This is a genomic window from Streptomyces sp. S465 (assembly GCF_026898115.1).
GTDB classification, from domain to species: domain Bacteria; phylum Actinomycetota; class Actinomycetes; order Streptomycetales; family Streptomycetaceae; genus Streptomyces; species Streptomyces luomodiensis.
Map to the genome: position 1 here is coordinate 3,083,761 of NZ_CP114036.1, position 14,240 is coordinate 3,098,000.

The window sequence follows — 14,240 nt, forward strand, 5'->3', positions numbered from 1 at the left end:
CGGTCGTGGTCGGAGGCGAAGGATGCGGCGTGCGCACGGGCCTGAGCGCCGAACCAGTCGGCGGCCTGGGCGGGGTCGGTGCGTCATGTCCTGAAGGCCGGCTCACCGGTACGCAACTCGCCGAGCGGCTGGGCCGGCCGCACTCCAAGATCTACAAGCTGGAGAACGGGCGCCAGACAGCGACAGCCGGCATGCTCCAGACGGCCGACTACGCACGCGCGGTGTTCACTCGGAACGCAGACCTGCACCGGTCTCCACGAGACACCGAGGCTGCGGTCCGCGCCCGGGTGAAGCGACAGGAAGCGCTGTACGACTCGCGCAAGCGGTACCGAACACCCTGCGCGAATCCGCCGTCTTCGGCGCCGACGCCCAGCGCCTGATCAACGATGCCCGGCGGGCGCTGGACATCGGGTAACGTGGCCGCCACCCGTACGCACCGAGGAGGTGAGACCCATCAACGCCAGTTCAGGCTGGGCGCTCTCACTTCGTGGCCGCGTGGCCGCCACGACGTACGCGGCATAGCTGGCCGCCGGGAGCACCCTGAGACCTCCCGAAAGGCTTTTCAGGCTCCCATGTCGGCTTCACCTTCACTCGTCACCCTTTCCACCGTCGCCGCCAGGCTCCGCGCCGCCGGGTGCGTGTTCGCCGAGGACGAGGCGCGGCTGATCCTCGCCACCGCCGCCACCCCGGCCGCGCTCCACACCATGGTGGACCGGCGCGCCGCCGGGCTTCCGCTGGAGCATGTCCTCGGGTGGGCGGAGTTCCGGGGTTTGCGGATATCCGTGGACGCCGGGGTCTTCGTGCCGCGCCGGCGTACCGAGTTCCTGGTCGAGCAGGCCGTGGCGCTGGCCCGGCCCGGGGCCGTCGTGGTCGATCTGTGCTGCGGTTCTGGCGCGCTGGGCGCCGCGCTGGTCGCGGCGCTGGGCCGGGCCGAGTGGTACGCGGCCGACATCGACCCGGCGGCGGTGCGCTGTGCCCGGCGCAATGTCGAGGCGGCGGGCGGCACGGTGTACGAGGGCGATCTCTACGAACCGCTGCCCGCCGCACTGCGCGGCCGCGTCGACGTCCTGCTCGCCAATGTGCCGTACGTGCCGACCGAGGAGGTCGGGCTGCTGCCGCCGGAGGCCCGGGTCCACGAGGCGCGGGTGGCGCTGGACGGCGGCGCGGACGGGCTGGACGTCCTGCGCCGGGTGACCGCCGACGCGCACGGGTGGCTGGCGCCGGGCGGTTCGCTGCTGTTCGAGACGAGCGGGCGGCAGGCGTCCTCGGCCATGGCCATCGTGGCCGGTGACGGGCTGGAGCCGCGGCTGGCCGAGTGCGCCGATCTGGAGGCCACGGTCGTCATCGGCACCAGGCCGCCGGCTCCGTAACCCCTTACGCGCGCAGCTCCTCCGCCGCGTCCGCCACCCGTGCGATCAGCCGCAGCAGGGTCTCCCGCTCCGTCTCGTCCAAAGGGGCCAGGAAGACCCGGTTCATCCGGGCCGTCCGGGTGACCAGCTTGCGGTGGGTCCGCACGCCTTCCTCGGTCAGCCGCAGGACGTTGCGGCGGCCGTCGTGCGGGTCGCGCACCCGCTCCAGCAGGCCGCGGCGGGCCAGCCGGGCGACCAGGTCGGCGATGGTGGAGCGGTCGAGGTGGACGTGTTCGCTCAGCGTCCGCTGATCGATGTCCGGCTTCTCCATCAGCGCGTTGATCACCGCGAACTGCGGCGAGGTGGTCTCCTCGGAGACCATCGCGCCCCACAGCAGGGAGTGCGCCTGCTGGAGGCGGCGGGCCAGATGCCCGGGGTGCGTGTTCAGGTCCACCGCACCGCCCATGCCGCCTCCTCCTGGCTTCTGACGTCTGCGTCGGTTCCGTGCACGATTAGTCCGTACACTGAGCGATTCTGCCCCGCGGAAGAGCTGATGTCGAGAGGCAGCATTCCCCCAGCTCCAAACCCTTGACGCGCGGGCCCGCCGATGGCAACGTGCGGAACCGGCGCCCAATTAATCAGCACACTGAGCATCCTGCCCACGGAGCGAAAAGGCTGACCACAGACATGGCTCTCACCCAGTCCGACATCGACGGCGAACTCACCCTGATACGGGAGTCCTACGAGAAGGCGCGTGCCGAGGGGGCGCCCGCCGCCGAGCACCCGTCGCGCGACTTCCGCCCGTACCGCAGCAGTACGCTGCGCCACCCCAAGCAGCCGCTGGTGGCGGTGCACGGCGACCCGGAGACCGTGGAGCTGCACACCCCGGTCTTCGGCCACACCGACACCACCGCGCTCGACAACGACCTCACGGTGCAGCACCAGGGCGAACCGCTCGGCGAGCGCATCACCGTCTCCGGGCGGCTCCTGGACAGCCAGGGCCGCCCCATCAGAGGGCAGCTCATCGAGGTGTGGCAGGCCAACGCGTCAGGCCGCTACGCCCATCAGCGCGACGACCACCCCGCACCGCTGGACCCCAACTTCACCGGCGTGGGGCGGACGTTGACCGGCGACGACGGGTCGTACCACTTCACCACCATCAAGCCGGGTGCCTATCCGTGGCGCAACCACGAGAACGCCTGGCGGCCGGCGCATATCCACTTCTCCGTCTTCGGCACCGCGTTCACCCAGCGGCTGATCACCCAGATGTACTTCCCCGGCGATCCGCTCTTCGCCTACGACCCGATCCTCCAGTCCGTGACGGACCAGTCCGCGCGGGAGCGGCTGGTCGCGACGTACGACCACGGGCTGTCGCGGCCGGAGTGGTCGCTGGGCTACCGCTGGGACATCGTGCTGGACGGACCGTCCGCCACCTGGATCGAGGAGGGCCGCTGATGACCGAGAGGCTCGCACCCACACCGTCCCAGACCGTGGGACCCTTCTACGGATACGCCCTGCCCTTCCCCGACGGCGGCGAGATCGCCCCGGCGGGCCACCCCGACACGATCACCCTGCACGGCCGGGTCTACGACGGCGAGGGCCGGCCCGTCCCGGACGCGCTGGTCGAGCTGTGGCAGCCGGACCCGGACGGCTCCCTGGCCGGAGCGGCCGGGTCGATGCGGCGCGACGCGGTGAACGGCGGGTTCCTCGGCCGCAACGGCGTGGACTTCACCGGGTTCGGCCGGATCGCCACCGACGCGGACGGCCACTGGGCAGCCCGTACGCTGCCGCCGGGCGGCCCGGCCGCCCCGTACATCAGCGTGTGCGTCCATGCCCGGGGGCTGCTGCACCACCTCTTCACCCGCGTGTACTTCCCCGAGCACACCGAGGCCAACGCCGCCGACCCGCTGCTCGCCTCGCTGGATCCGGCGCGCCGCGAGACGCTGGTGGCGACGGCGGGGTCCCGGCCGGGGACGTACCGCTTCGACATCCGCCTCCAGGGCGAAGGGGAGACGGTTTTCCTTGAGTTCCGCTAGTTCCGCTCGTTCCGCTGGTGCGGCTGGTTCCGCTCGTTCCGCTGGTTCCGCTCGTTCCGACGGTGCCGGTGACGACGTGGGGCTGCTGTCCCCGGTGCGGGCCGGTTCGGCGGTGGAGGCGGCCACCGGCGACACCGCGTTCCTCCAGGCCATGCTGGACGCGGAGGCCGCGCTGGCGCGGGCGGTGGCACCGGCCGGGGCGGCGGAGGCGGTGGCGGGCGCGGCCCGCGCCGAGCTGTACGACGTGCGGGAGCTGGCGCTGCGCGCCCGCTCCGGCGGCAACCCCGTCATTCCGCTGGTCGCCGATCTCACCGCGGCGGTGGCCCGCACGGACCAGGAGGCCGCGTCGTATGTGCACCGGGGCGCGACCAGCCAGGACATCCTGGACACGGCCGCGATGCTGGTGTCCGCCCGCGCGCTGCCGCTGATCGTGGCCGATCTGGACCGCGCGGCGGCGGAGCTGGCGCGGCTCGCCGCCGCGCATCGCGACACCCCGATGCCCGGCCGTACCCTCACCCAGCACGCCGTGCCCACCACCTTCGGGCTGAAGGCGGCGGGCTGGCGGACGCTGGTGCTGGACGCCCGTGACCGGCTCGCGGCGCTGCGGCCGCCCGCCCAGCTGGGCGGCGCGGCGGGCACGCTGGCGGCCTTCGGGGACGGCGGGGCCGCGCTGCCGGCCCGGTTCGCCGAGGAGACCGGGCTGGCCGCGCCCCATTTGCCGTGGCACACCCTGCGCACCCCCGTCGCCGACCTCGGCTCCGCGCTGGCCTTCGCCGTGGGGGCGCTGGGGAAGGTGGCGGCGGATGTGCTGGTGCTCTCGCGCACCGAGATCGGCGAGGTGGCCGAGGGCACCGGCGGCGGATCGTCCGCGATGCCGCACAAGAGCAACCCGGTGCGCGCCACGCTGATGGCCGCCGCGGCCCGTCAGGCACCGCAGCTCGCGGCCACCCTGCTGGGCTCGCTGACCGCCGAGGACGAGCGCCCGGCCGGCGCCTGGCACGCCGAGTGGCAGACGCTGCGGGAGCTGTTGCGGCTCGCGGGGGGCTCCGCCCGGGACGCGGTGGAGCTGACCGGCGGACTGCGGGTCTTCCCGGACCGCATGGCCGCACACCTGGAGCTGACCGACGGCCTGATCGTCAGCGAACGCCTCATCGCCGCCCTCACCCCGATCGTCGGCCGCGCCCGTGCGAAGGAGCGGCTGACCCAGGCGTCGCGGCGGGTGGCGGCGGAGGGGGTGTCGCTGGCGGACGCGCTGGGCGATGTGCTGCCCCCCGACCGTTTGCGTGAGCTGACCGACCCCACGCGGTACGTGGGGTCCGCCCCAGCCCTGGTCGACCGTGCCCTCGAGCGTGGGGCGCGGCCCCAGCGGCGTCCCGAGCAGCGGTCCCATCAGCGCCCCGATCAGCGGCCCCACCCGTAGAAGTCTCGTCGCCGGGTGCGGGCCGGTGGGTGGTCGTGCCCACTGGCCCGCCCCGAGCGGCGTCGGCCCGCCGACCACCCATGACCCCACCCCCCTGGCCCCACCACCCCACCCACGAGCCGGAGTACCCAGCGTGACCCCACTCCATTACGACCTCAGCGGGCCCGCCACCGCGCCCCCGCTCATCCTCGGGCCCTCCATCGGCACCTCCCTCGCCGTCTGGGACCCCCAGCTTCCCGCGCTCGCCCGGAACCACCGTGTGCTGCGCTGGGATCTGCCCGGCCACGGCGGTTCGCCCGCCGCGCTGCTGCCCTCCGACGGCTCGGCCACCATCGGGGCGCTCGCCGCCCTCGTCCTGCGCCTCGCCGACGACCAGGGGTGGGAGCGGTTCGCGTACGCGGGGATCTCCCTCGGGGGTGCGGTCGGGCTGTATCTGGCCGCCCACCACCCCGACCGGGTGGGCTGCCTGTCCGTCGTCTGTTCCTCGGCCCGGTTCGGCGAGCCCTCGAGCTGGCGCGACCGGGCCCGGCTGGTGCGGGAGGAGGGCACGGAGGCGATGGTGGCGAGCCGGACCGGGACCTGGTTCTCGGAGGAGTTCGCGGCCACGCCACGCGGCCGCGCGCTGCTGGCGGACCTCCGCGCCACCGACCGGGCGGGCTACGCCGCCTGCTGCGATGTGCTCGCCGACTACGACATGCGGGACGCGCTGCCGTCCATCACCGCCCCCACCCTGGTCGTGGCCGGCCGTGAGGACCCGGCCACCCCGCCCGCCCACGCCCGTCAGATCGCCGACGCGGTGCCGGGCGCGAGTCTGCTGGAGGTCGCGGGGGCGGCCCATCTGGCGGGCGTGGAACGGCCGGACGCGGTCACCGGGGCGCTGCTCACCCACCTCGCCGGCGCGGCCCGGCCGTCCGACGACGCCTCCCGGCACGCGGCCGGGATGACGGTGCGCCGGGCCGTCCTCGGGGACGCGCACGTGGATCGCGCGGTGGCCCGTACGACCCCGTTCACCGCCCGCTTCCAGGACTTCATCACCCGCTACGCATGGGGCGAGATCTGGACCGGCGACGGACTGGACCGGCGGACCCGCAGCTGTATCACCCTCACCGCGCTGATCGCCCACGGCCATGACACCGAGCTGGCCATGCACGTCCGGGCCGCGCTCACCAACGGTCTGACCCGTGAGGAGATCGGCGAGGTGCTGCTCCAGTCCGCGGTCTACTGCGGGGTGCCGGCGGCCAACTCGGCGTTCGCCACCGCCCAGCGGGTCTTCGACGAGATCGACGCCGCGTCACCCGCCGACCCGGCGGCAGGTGTCGACGCTGCGTCACATTCCGATACCGACAGGTGACATACCTCCGCAACACCTCTGTCGTAATCCGCCTCCATCGTTGATCGTTGGGTCGTAGGGAGACCGGGAGACGAGGGGGCGTACACGATGTCCATGAGCCGTCGCAGGCTGCTGGGTGCGGGCGGAGGGCTGGCCCTGACCGGGGCGCTGGCCTCCGCCTGCGGAACGAACACCGGGCGGGGCGGCGACGACCACGCCGGCCAGCCGGTGATCGAGCAGTGGTACCACCAGTACGGCGAGGCCGGCACCGAACAGGCGGTCCGGCGGTACGCCGACGCGTTCGACGGGGCCAACGTCCAGGTGCAGTGGCGGCCGGGCAACTACGACCAGCAGACCGCCGCCGCGCTGCTGACCGACTCCGGCCCGGACGTCTTCGAAGCCAGCGGGCCGTCCCTGGACCAGATCCAGGGCGGCCAGGTGGTCGACCTCACCGATCTGCTCAGCGAGGCGAAGGACGACTTCAACCCGACCGTGCTGGAGCAGAAGACGTACCAGGGCAAGGTCTGGGGCATTCCGCAGGTCATCGACATGCAGCTGCTCTACTACCGCAAGAGCCTGCTGGCGGACGCCGGGGTGGAGCCCCCGGACACCCTCGACGCGCTCATCGACGCGGCGAAGAAGCTCACCACCAAGAACGTCAAGGGGCTCTTCCTGGGCAATGACGGCGGCCCCGGCGTCCTCGCCGGCACCCCCCTCAACGCCGCCGGGCTCGAACTGATCACCAAGGACGGCGAGATCGGCTTCGACGACCCGGCCGCCGCCCGCACCCTCGGCAAGCTGCACCAGCTCTACGCCGAGAAGTCGCTGCTGCTCGGGGCGCCCTCCGACTGGTCGGACCCGGCCGCCCTCACCCAGGGGCTCACGGCCATGCAGTGGTCCGGACTGTGGGCGCTGCCGCAGGTGCAGAAGGCGCTGGGGGAGGACTTCGGGGTGCTGCCGTTCCCCAAGGACGGGGCGGACGGCGCACCCGCGGTGCCGGTCGGCGCGTACGGGGCGGCGGTGAGCGCGAAGACCAAGCACAAGGCGGAGGCGAAGGCGTATGTGAAGTGGCTGTGGGTGGACAGGACCGAATACCAGGAGGACTTCGCCCTCCGCTACGGCTTCCACATCCCCGCCCGGATGTCGCTCGCCAAGAAGGCCGCCAAACTGCGGACGGGCGCGGCCGGTGAGGCGGCGCGCTACGCCTTCGACCACGGCCATGTCTCCGAACCGCTGCTGTGGACCGCCGCGGCCAGGACCGCCTACCAGGACGCGCTGAGCCGGATCATCAAGGGCGGCGCCAACCCGGACGGCGAGCTGCGGTCGGTGATCCGCAAGGCCCGGGCCGAGTTGCGGCGCGTGAAGAAGAAGAGCTGATGCGCGGCACGTATCGACGCAGGCTCCTGGGCCCGCAGAACCGCCACCTCTGGTTCTGGATCTTCGTCGGCCCGTTCGTGCTGGGCCTGACCCTCTTCACCTATGTGCCGCTGGCCTGGAGCGCGTACCTCAGCTTCTTCGACGCGCACAACACCGTGTCGCCGACGGACTTCGTCGGTCTGGACAACTACACGGCGATGCTGGGCGACGACGCGTTCACCGACAGCCTGGTGACCTTCCTGGTCTTCACGGCGTTCATCGTCCCGGCCACCTATGTGCTCTCGCTCGGGCTCGCGCTGATGGTCAACCGGCTGCGCTGGGCGCAGGCGTTCTTCCGGTCGGTGTTCTTCCTGCCGGTGGCGTGCTCGTATGTGGTGGCGGCGCTGATCTGGAAGATATCGATCTTCAACGGGGTGCGCTTCGGGCTGGCCAACACCGTACTGGGCTGGTTCGGCGCCGATCAGATCGCCTGGCTGTCGACCACCGAGCCGCCCTGGTACTGGCTGGTCATCGTGACCGTACGGCTGTGGCTCCAGGCCGGGTTCTACATGGTGCTGTTCCTGGCCGGGCTACAGCGCATCTCGCCGCGGCTGTACGAGGCGGCGGCGGTGGACGGGGCGCGGCCCGGGTGGCAGGTGTTCCGGCACATCACCTTTCCGCAGCTGCGGGCGACCTCGGTCGCGGTGGTGCTGCTGCTGGTGATCAACGCCTTCCAGGCGTTCGACGAGTTCTACAACCTGCTGTCGGATGCGCGCGGCTACCCGCCCTACGCCCGTCCGCCGCTGGTCTACCTCTACTACACGGCGCTGGGGCAGGGGCAGAACCTGGGCCTGGGCAGCGCGGGCGCGGTCATCCTGGCGCTGATCATCGCCGTGGTGACGCTGGTGCAGGCCCGCTGGTTCGGCCTGGGCCGGAAGGAGGACTGATGCGCACGTCCCGGAACCCGCGCACGCGCACCCCGCACACCTCGCGGGATGTGCGGGACGCCCTGGTCGGGGTGGGGCGCGCGGTGCGACTGGTGCTGCTGATCGCGCTCGCGCTGCTCTTCCTGATCCCCTTCTATCTGCTGGTGCGCAACGGCCTGTCCAGCGAGGCGGACATCACCTCGCCCGGCTGGACGTTCTTCCCGAGCGAGCTGCACTGGTCCAACGTCCGCGAGGTGTTCGACGACCCCAATGTGCCGATGGCGCACGCGCTGCTCAACTCCTCGCTGATCGCGGTCCTCACCACCGTCGGCACCCTGCTGCCGGCCTCGCTCGCCGGATACGGTCTGGCCCGTATCCCGTACGCCTACGCCGATGTGGTCTTCTACTGGATCCTGGGCGCCCTGATGGTCCCGGCGGCGGTGACCTTCGTGCCGAGCTTCGTCCTGGTCTCCACCCTGGGCTGGGTGTCCACCCTGCGCGGTCTGGTGGTGCCCACGCTGTTCAGCGCGGTCGCGGCGTTCATCTTCCGCCAGTACTTCCTGGGCTTCCCCAGGGAGCTGGAGGACGCGGCACGGGTGGACGGGCTGGGCTACTGGCGCACCTACTGGCGGGTGGTGGTGCCCAACTCCCGGCCGGTGTTCGCGGCGGTGGGCACGATCGTCTTCATCGGCGCCTGGAACTCCTTCCTGTGGCCGCTGGTCATCGGCCAGGACCGGGACGCGTGGACGGTGCAGGTGGCGCTGTCCACGTTCACCACCGCCCAGACCGTCAACATCCATGAGCTGTTCGTGGCGGCGGCGGTGTCGATCCTGCCGCTGCTGGTGGTCTTCCTCGTCCTCCAGCGCTATATCGTCGCGGGCGTCGAGCGCACCGGTATCGACGACTGAGGCGGCTCATCCGGCGGCCGGCCCGCCGTCCGGCAGCGGGTGGTACCGCCGCAGCCAGACCTCGGTCTGGGACAGATGCGCGGTGGCGGCCGCGGCGGCGGCCGCCGGATCGCGTGCGGCGAGTGCGTTGATCAGCGCCTCGTGGCCGAGGTCGCTGACCAGCCGGATGGTGTCGGCCTCGGGGGCGCCGTAGATGCTGTAGTGGCTGCCCCGGGCGCGCAGCACATCGGCGAGGGCGGCCAGCGCCTCATTGCCGCTCGCCCGGCACAGGGTGGCGTGGAACTCCCGGTCCAGCGCGTGCCGTTCCGCCTCGTCCTCGGACCGGGCCAGCCGCTTCTGCACCGCGCGGAGCCGGGCGACGACCTGCTCGTCGGCGCGGGCCGCGGCCAGCGCGGCGGCCTGGGCCTCCAGGGGGCGGCGGACGTCGAACAGCTCCAGCAGCCCGTCCAGCGGCAGGACGTCCACGGTGGCGGCGAACCCGGCCAGCATCTGCCCGGGGCGCAGCGCCGAGACGAAGGTGCCCGCGCCATGGCGGGACTCCAGCATCCCGAGGGCGGCGAGCGTGCGCACCGCCTCGCGCAGCGATCCGCGCGACACGCCGAGTCGCGCGCAGAGTTCGGGCTCGGCCGGGAGCTGCTGACCCGGCGTCAGCTCACCCTTGGCGATCATGGCGCGCAGCCCGTCCGCCGCCACATCGGTCGCGGCCATCCCGCCACCCCTTCCTCATGGACCGACCGAGTCGTGAGAACCAAGTCGTTAGACGACTTCAACGCCAACGATCGACTTCGTTACTGCCATTTTACGTCGAGACCCTGTTCAGAACGGTGTCACCCCTCTACGGTTCCCCGAAAGCTCATCGAAGTCATCGGACAACTCGGGAAGGGCTTATGACCGCCCTGTCACACTGGACGCTCGACCCCTCGGTCGTCCACCTCAACCATGGCTCGTTCGGCGCCGTGCCACGCCCCGTCCAGGAGGACCAGCGGACGCTGCGCGAGGAGATGGAGACCAACCCGGACGCGTGGTTCCGGGAGCTGCCCGAGGGGGTGGGCCGGGCGCGGGCCGCCGTGGCGCGGTTCCTGCGGGTCCCGGCGGACCACACCGCCCTGGTGGCCAACGCCAGCGCCGGAGTGAGCACCGTGCTGGGCTGCCTGGCGCTGCCGCCCGGCGGCGAGGTGCTGCTGACCGACCACGCCTACGGCGCGGTGGCGATGGGCACGGCACGGGCCGCCGCGCGGGCCGGCGCCCGGGTGCGGACGCTGCACATCCCGCTGGAGGCGACCGCCGAGGAGATCGCGGCCGTCTTCGCGGGGGCGCTGAGCGAGGCCACCGCGCTGGTGGTGGTCGACCAGATCACCTCGGCCACCGCCCGGCTCTTCCCGGTCGCGGAGATCACCCGGCTCGCGCACGCCGCCGGGGCGAAGGTCCTGGTCGACGGCGCGCACGCGCCCGGCATGCTGGCCGATCCGGTCGGCCTGGCCGGGGCGGCGGACTTCTGGGTCGGCAATCTGCACAAGTGGTGCTGCGCGCCGCGCGGTACGGCGGCGCTGGTCGCGCGCGGGCCCGACGCCCAGGACCTGTGGCCGCTCACCGACTCCTGGGGCGCCCCGCACCCCTTCCCGCGCCGCTTCGACGAACTGGGCACGACGGACCTCACCGCCTGGCTCGCGGCGCCGCGCTCGCTGGAGTTCATCGAGGAGACGTACGGCTGGGACACCGCCCGCGCGCGCATGGCCAAGCTGGCCGAGGTGGCCCAGGGGCTGCTGGCCGACGCCCTGGGCGCGGACCTGACCGCCGTCGGCGGCAGCGAGGCCCCGGCGATGCGGCTGGTCCCGCTGCCCGCCGGACTCGCCACCGACCACGCCGCCGCCCATGTGCTCCAGCGCCGCATCGCGGCCGACACCGGCTGCGAGACCGCCATCACCTCCTGGGACGGGCGGGGCTTCCTGCGGCTCTCGGCCCATCTCTACAACACCGTCACCGACTACGAGCGACTGGCCGAGCGCCTTCCGGGCTGTCTCGAGGAGTAAGACCCATGCGCACCAAATCCATCGAAGCGACCATCGAGGACGCCGCGAGCCCCGAGACCCGGCTGTCCCGCGCCCTGGGCCCGCTCCAGCTGACCCTCATGGGCATCGGCGTCACCATCGGCGCGGGCATCTTCGTGCTGACCGGCACCGCCGCCGCGAACTACGCGGGGCCGAGCATCGCCGTCTCGTACGCCATCGGCGCGGTCGCCACGGCCCTGGTCGCGCTGTGCTACATGGAGTTCGCCAGCACCGTCCCGGTGGCGGGCAGCGCCTACACCTTCGCCTACGTCTCGCTCGGGGAGCTGGTGGCCTGGCTCATCGGCTGGGACCTCATCCTGGACATGACGATGGGCGCGGGCGCGGTGGCCAGTGGCTGGTCGCAGTACGTCACCGACTTCCTGGCCACGTTCGGCATCCACATCCCGGCCTCCGTCTCCGGCCCGGACGCGGCCGTCAACGTCCCAGCCGTGCTCGTCATCCTGGTGCTCACCGCCATCCTGGCCTCCGGGGTGCGCACCACCTCGCGGATCAACACGGCGATGACGGTGGTGAAGCTCGCGGCCATCGTCGTCTTCCTGGCGATCGGGGTGACGCATGTCGACACGGCCAACTGGTCGCCGTTCATCCCGGCGTCCCAACCGGTGGGCGATGACGGCGACATGTGGCAGCAGCCGCTGCTGGGGTGGGCCGGGCTGGGCGCGGACGCGACGTTCGGCATGGCCGGGATCCTGACCGGCGGCGCGATCGTCTTCGGCGCGTACTCCGGCTTCGACATCATGGCCAGCAACGCCGAGGAGGCCAAGCGGCCGCAGCGCACCCTGCCCATCGCGCTGCTGTCCACCGTCGCCGTCTGCGCCGTGCTGTACGTCGCCGTCGCCCTGACCGTGACCGGGATGCAGCACTACACCAAGCTGGACAACGCCGCCCCCATCACCGGTGCCCTCAAGGCGGCGGGCGCGGACTGGGCGGTGCGGATCGTCGGCATCGGCGCGATCTGCGGACTGACCACGGTGGTGATGATCATGCTGCTGGGGCAGAGCCGGGTGTTCCTCGCGATGAGCCGTGACCGGCTGCTGCCCGAGTGGTTCTCCCGTGTCCACCCGGTCACCCGCAGCCCGCGCCGGATCACCTGGACCCTCGGGCTGCTGGTCGCGTTCATGACGGCGGTGCTGCCCATCGGGGACCTCGCCGAGCTGGGCAACATCGGCATGCTGACCTCCTTCATCGTCGTCTGCGCCGGCGTGGTCCACCTGCGCCGGTCCCGCCCCGATCTGCGGCGCGGCTTCCGCACCCCGTGGGTGCCGGTCGTCCCGGCCGTCGCGGTGCTGCTGTGTCTGCTGCTGGTGGGCAATCTGCCGCTGATCACCTGGGCCCGGTTCCTGGTCTGGATGGCCGCCGGACTGCTGATCTACCTGTGCTGGGGCCGTCGGCACAGCAAGGTGGCCACCGGCGAACTGGCCTCCGGCGCCACGCCCCGCGAGGCCGGGGAACGGGAAGCCGGGGGCCGGGCGTCCTCATCCGCGTCCTGACAGCCCCCGCCCGCTCGTGGCGACCGCCGGGAGCGGGGCCGGTGCGCCGAAGACGCGTTCCCCCGGCACCCCGCCGCGCAGCAGGGCCGCCCCCAGCGGGGTCAGGGTGTGCAGGACGGCGCCGCCCTGGCGCAGGGTGTGCACCAGGCCCGCCTCGCGCAGCACGCTCGCGTGCTGACTGGCCGAGGCCAGCGATACACCCACTCTGCGGGCGAGTTCACTGGTCGTACAGCCGCCGCCGACCTCCAGCAGCACCGCCGAGCGGGTCTGTCCGACGAGCTTGCCGAGGGTGCGCGCGGAGCCCGGCGCGACGGCGGGCCGCTGCTCGGGGCGGGGCGCCGGGCCGCGCCGGGTGTGTTCGACGGGGTAGACCAGTACCGGCGTCAGCTCCGGGTTCCGCAAGGTCACCGGTGTGCCCCGGCAGAAGAACGACGGCAGCAGCAGCAACCCGCGCCCGTTCAGCCACAGATCGCGGTCGACCGGATAGTCGACCTCCAGAACGGGCGCCCGCCACCGCATCGTCGGCGGCAGCGAGGCCAGCAGCCCGTCGGCGCCCCCGTCCAGCAGGGCGCGGCCCCGGGCCGCCCGGTCGGCCTCGATCCGGGCCTGGATATGCGGCCAGTACGGGGCGACGACGGCCTGGTAGTACGCGCGCAGCGTGGCGATCAGCCGGTCCAGCGGCTGTCTCTCGCCCTGCGCCAGGTCCCGTATCCACCCCGGGAGCGAACGGGCGCCCGGGAGTCCGGCGAGTTCCGCGTGCAGCCGCTCCCCCGGGACGGCGCGCAGCGCGGACATCGCGGCGTCGCAGCCGAATATCCCTTCGGCGGGGGTCAGGAAGTCCGGGAAATAGCCGCGCGAGGGAATGAGCGGCGCGAGGAGCCGGGCTTCGCCGTTCAGTCGGTTACGCGCCTCCGAACGCCATTTTCCGTATACGCTCTCGGCCCGGTTCTCCCGTAGCCGATGGAAACTCAAAGCGGTTTCCCAGAGCGCATCCGGGCGGACCGCCATCCGCAGCCGGGCCAGATCGAGTTCACTGAAATGAACACGGAGCACCCAGACCCCCACACGTGACATGCCGACCGCCCCCCGATCACCGTTGAGTATGCACGGTGGCACGGTCAGTGACCACGCCCTTTTGGCCAGATGTGAAACGGGGAGCGGTGCGGCGGCCGGCGGCGGAAAACTGTTCTCCGGGAAAACCGGGGGCCGCCGGTAAACACTTACCGGGGCCGTCCGGAATTCAACAGGCGGTGCTCGGCGCCAGTTTGCTCGTTCCCGTGGGGGGTGACGAGTACGTTACGGCGGCTGGGCACTTGTGTTGCCGCACGTAGCCGATGCGCGCGGCAACGGCTCCCG

General features: G+C 72.4%; 13 protein-coding genes and 1 pseudogene. 11 read left to right on the forward strand and 3 right to left on the reverse strand.

Translation table 11 applies throughout. The features are described 5' to 3' along the window. Positions 1-83 precede the first annotated feature (83 nt). Positions 84-329, forward strand: a pseudogene (locus N6H00_RS13400) (Scr1 family TA system antitoxin-like transcriptional regulator); the annotation flags it as partial. A 243-nt stretch (positions 330-572) separates the two neighbouring features. Beyond that, a complete protein-coding gene (locus N6H00_RS13405; protein WP_268971885.1) occupies positions 573-1,370 on the forward strand; it encodes a putative protein N(5)-glutamine methyltransferase in 798 nt (265 codons plus the stop codon). Between the two features lie 4 nt (positions 1,371-1,374). Here N6H00_RS13405 and N6H00_RS13410 read toward each other — a convergent pair whose 3' ends face one another. Next, positions 1,375-1,815, reverse strand: a complete 441-nt coding sequence (locus tag N6H00_RS13410) for a MarR family winged helix-turn-helix transcriptional regulator (protein ID WP_268971886.1) — start codon at positions 1,813-1,815, stop codon at positions 1,375-1,377. Between the two features lie 221 nt (positions 1,816-2,036). On the opposite strand from N6H00_RS13410, the gene pcaH reads away from it, so the two are divergent. The 7 genes from pcaH to N6H00_RS13445 all read left to right on the forward strand — a co-directional run bounded on the left by pcaH (position 2,037) and on the right by N6H00_RS13445 (position 9,325). Beyond that, on the forward strand, positions 2,037-2,804 hold the full coding sequence (gene pcaH, locus N6H00_RS13415; RefSeq protein WP_268971887.1) for a protocatechuate 3,4-dioxygenase subunit beta: 768 nt from the start codon (positions 2,037-2,039) through the stop codon (positions 2,802-2,804). Next, entirely contained in the window at positions 2,804-3,385 is a 582-nt protein-coding gene (gene pcaG / locus N6H00_RS13420; protein ID WP_268971888.1) for a protocatechuate 3,4-dioxygenase subunit alpha, read from the forward strand. The genes pcaH and pcaG overlap by 1 nt, the downstream gene beginning before the upstream one ends. A gap of 76 nt (positions 3,386-3,461) precedes the next feature. Next, a complete protein-coding gene (pcaB, locus tag N6H00_RS13425) occupies positions 3,462-4,805 on the forward strand; it encodes a 3-carboxy-cis,cis-muconate cycloisomerase (protein ID WP_268971889.1) in 1,344 nt (447 codons plus the stop codon). 133 nt (positions 4,806-4,938) lie between these two features. Further along, positions 4,939-6,156 (forward strand): bifunctional 3-oxoadipate enol-lactonase/4-carboxymuconolactone decarboxylase PcaDC, encoded by a 1,218-nt coding sequence (gene pcaDC / locus N6H00_RS13430; protein ID WP_268971890.1) that lies wholly within the window; start codon positions 4,939-4,941, stop codon positions 6,154-6,156. Positions 6,157-6,243: 87 nt separating this feature from the next. Next, positions 6,244-7,512 carry an ABC transporter substrate-binding protein gene (locus N6H00_RS13435; protein WP_268971891.1) on the forward strand — a complete coding sequence of 423 codons (1,269 nt, stop codon included), beginning with the start codon at positions 6,244-6,246 and terminating at the stop codon, positions 7,510-7,512. Next, positions 7,512-8,438 carry a carbohydrate ABC transporter permease gene (locus N6H00_RS13440; RefSeq protein ID WP_268971892.1) on the forward strand — a complete coding sequence of 309 codons (927 nt, stop codon included), beginning with the start codon at positions 7,512-7,514 and terminating at the stop codon, positions 8,436-8,438. The genes N6H00_RS13435 and N6H00_RS13440 overlap by 1 nt, the downstream gene beginning before the upstream one ends. Before the next feature lie 50 nt (positions 8,439-8,488). Continuing rightward, positions 8,489-9,325: a carbohydrate ABC transporter permease gene (locus N6H00_RS13445; RefSeq protein WP_268976950.1), complete on the forward strand. Its 837-nt coding sequence runs from the start codon at positions 8,489-8,491 to the stop codon at positions 9,323-9,325. A gap of 6 nt (positions 9,326-9,331) precedes the next feature. Here N6H00_RS13445 and N6H00_RS13450 read toward each other — a convergent pair whose 3' ends face one another. Continuing rightward, positions 9,332-10,033, reverse strand: a complete 702-nt coding sequence (locus N6H00_RS13450; protein WP_268971894.1) for a FadR/GntR family transcriptional regulator — start codon at positions 10,031-10,033, stop codon at positions 9,332-9,334. Positions 10,034-10,212: 179 nt separating this feature from the next. Here N6H00_RS13450 and N6H00_RS13455 point away from each other — a divergent pair, with 179 nt between their 5' ends. Together N6H00_RS13455 and N6H00_RS13460 are read left to right on the forward strand one after the other, a co-directional pair. After that, entirely contained in the window at positions 10,213-11,355 is a 1,143-nt protein-coding gene (locus tag N6H00_RS13455; protein ID WP_268971895.1) for an aminotransferase class V-fold PLP-dependent enzyme, read from the forward strand. 5 nt (positions 11,356-11,360) lie between these two features. Beyond that, entirely contained in the window at positions 11,361-12,884 is a 1,524-nt protein-coding gene (locus N6H00_RS13460; RefSeq protein ID WP_268971896.1) for an APC family permease, read from the forward strand. Here N6H00_RS13460 and N6H00_RS13465 read toward each other — a convergent pair. Beyond that, positions 12,870-13,937, reverse strand: a complete 1,068-nt coding sequence (locus N6H00_RS13465; RefSeq protein WP_268976951.1) for an ArsR/SmtB family transcription factor — start codon at positions 13,935-13,937, stop codon at positions 12,870-12,872. The genes N6H00_RS13460 and N6H00_RS13465 overlap by 15 nt on opposite strands. Positions 13,938-14,240: the final 303 nt, after the last annotated feature.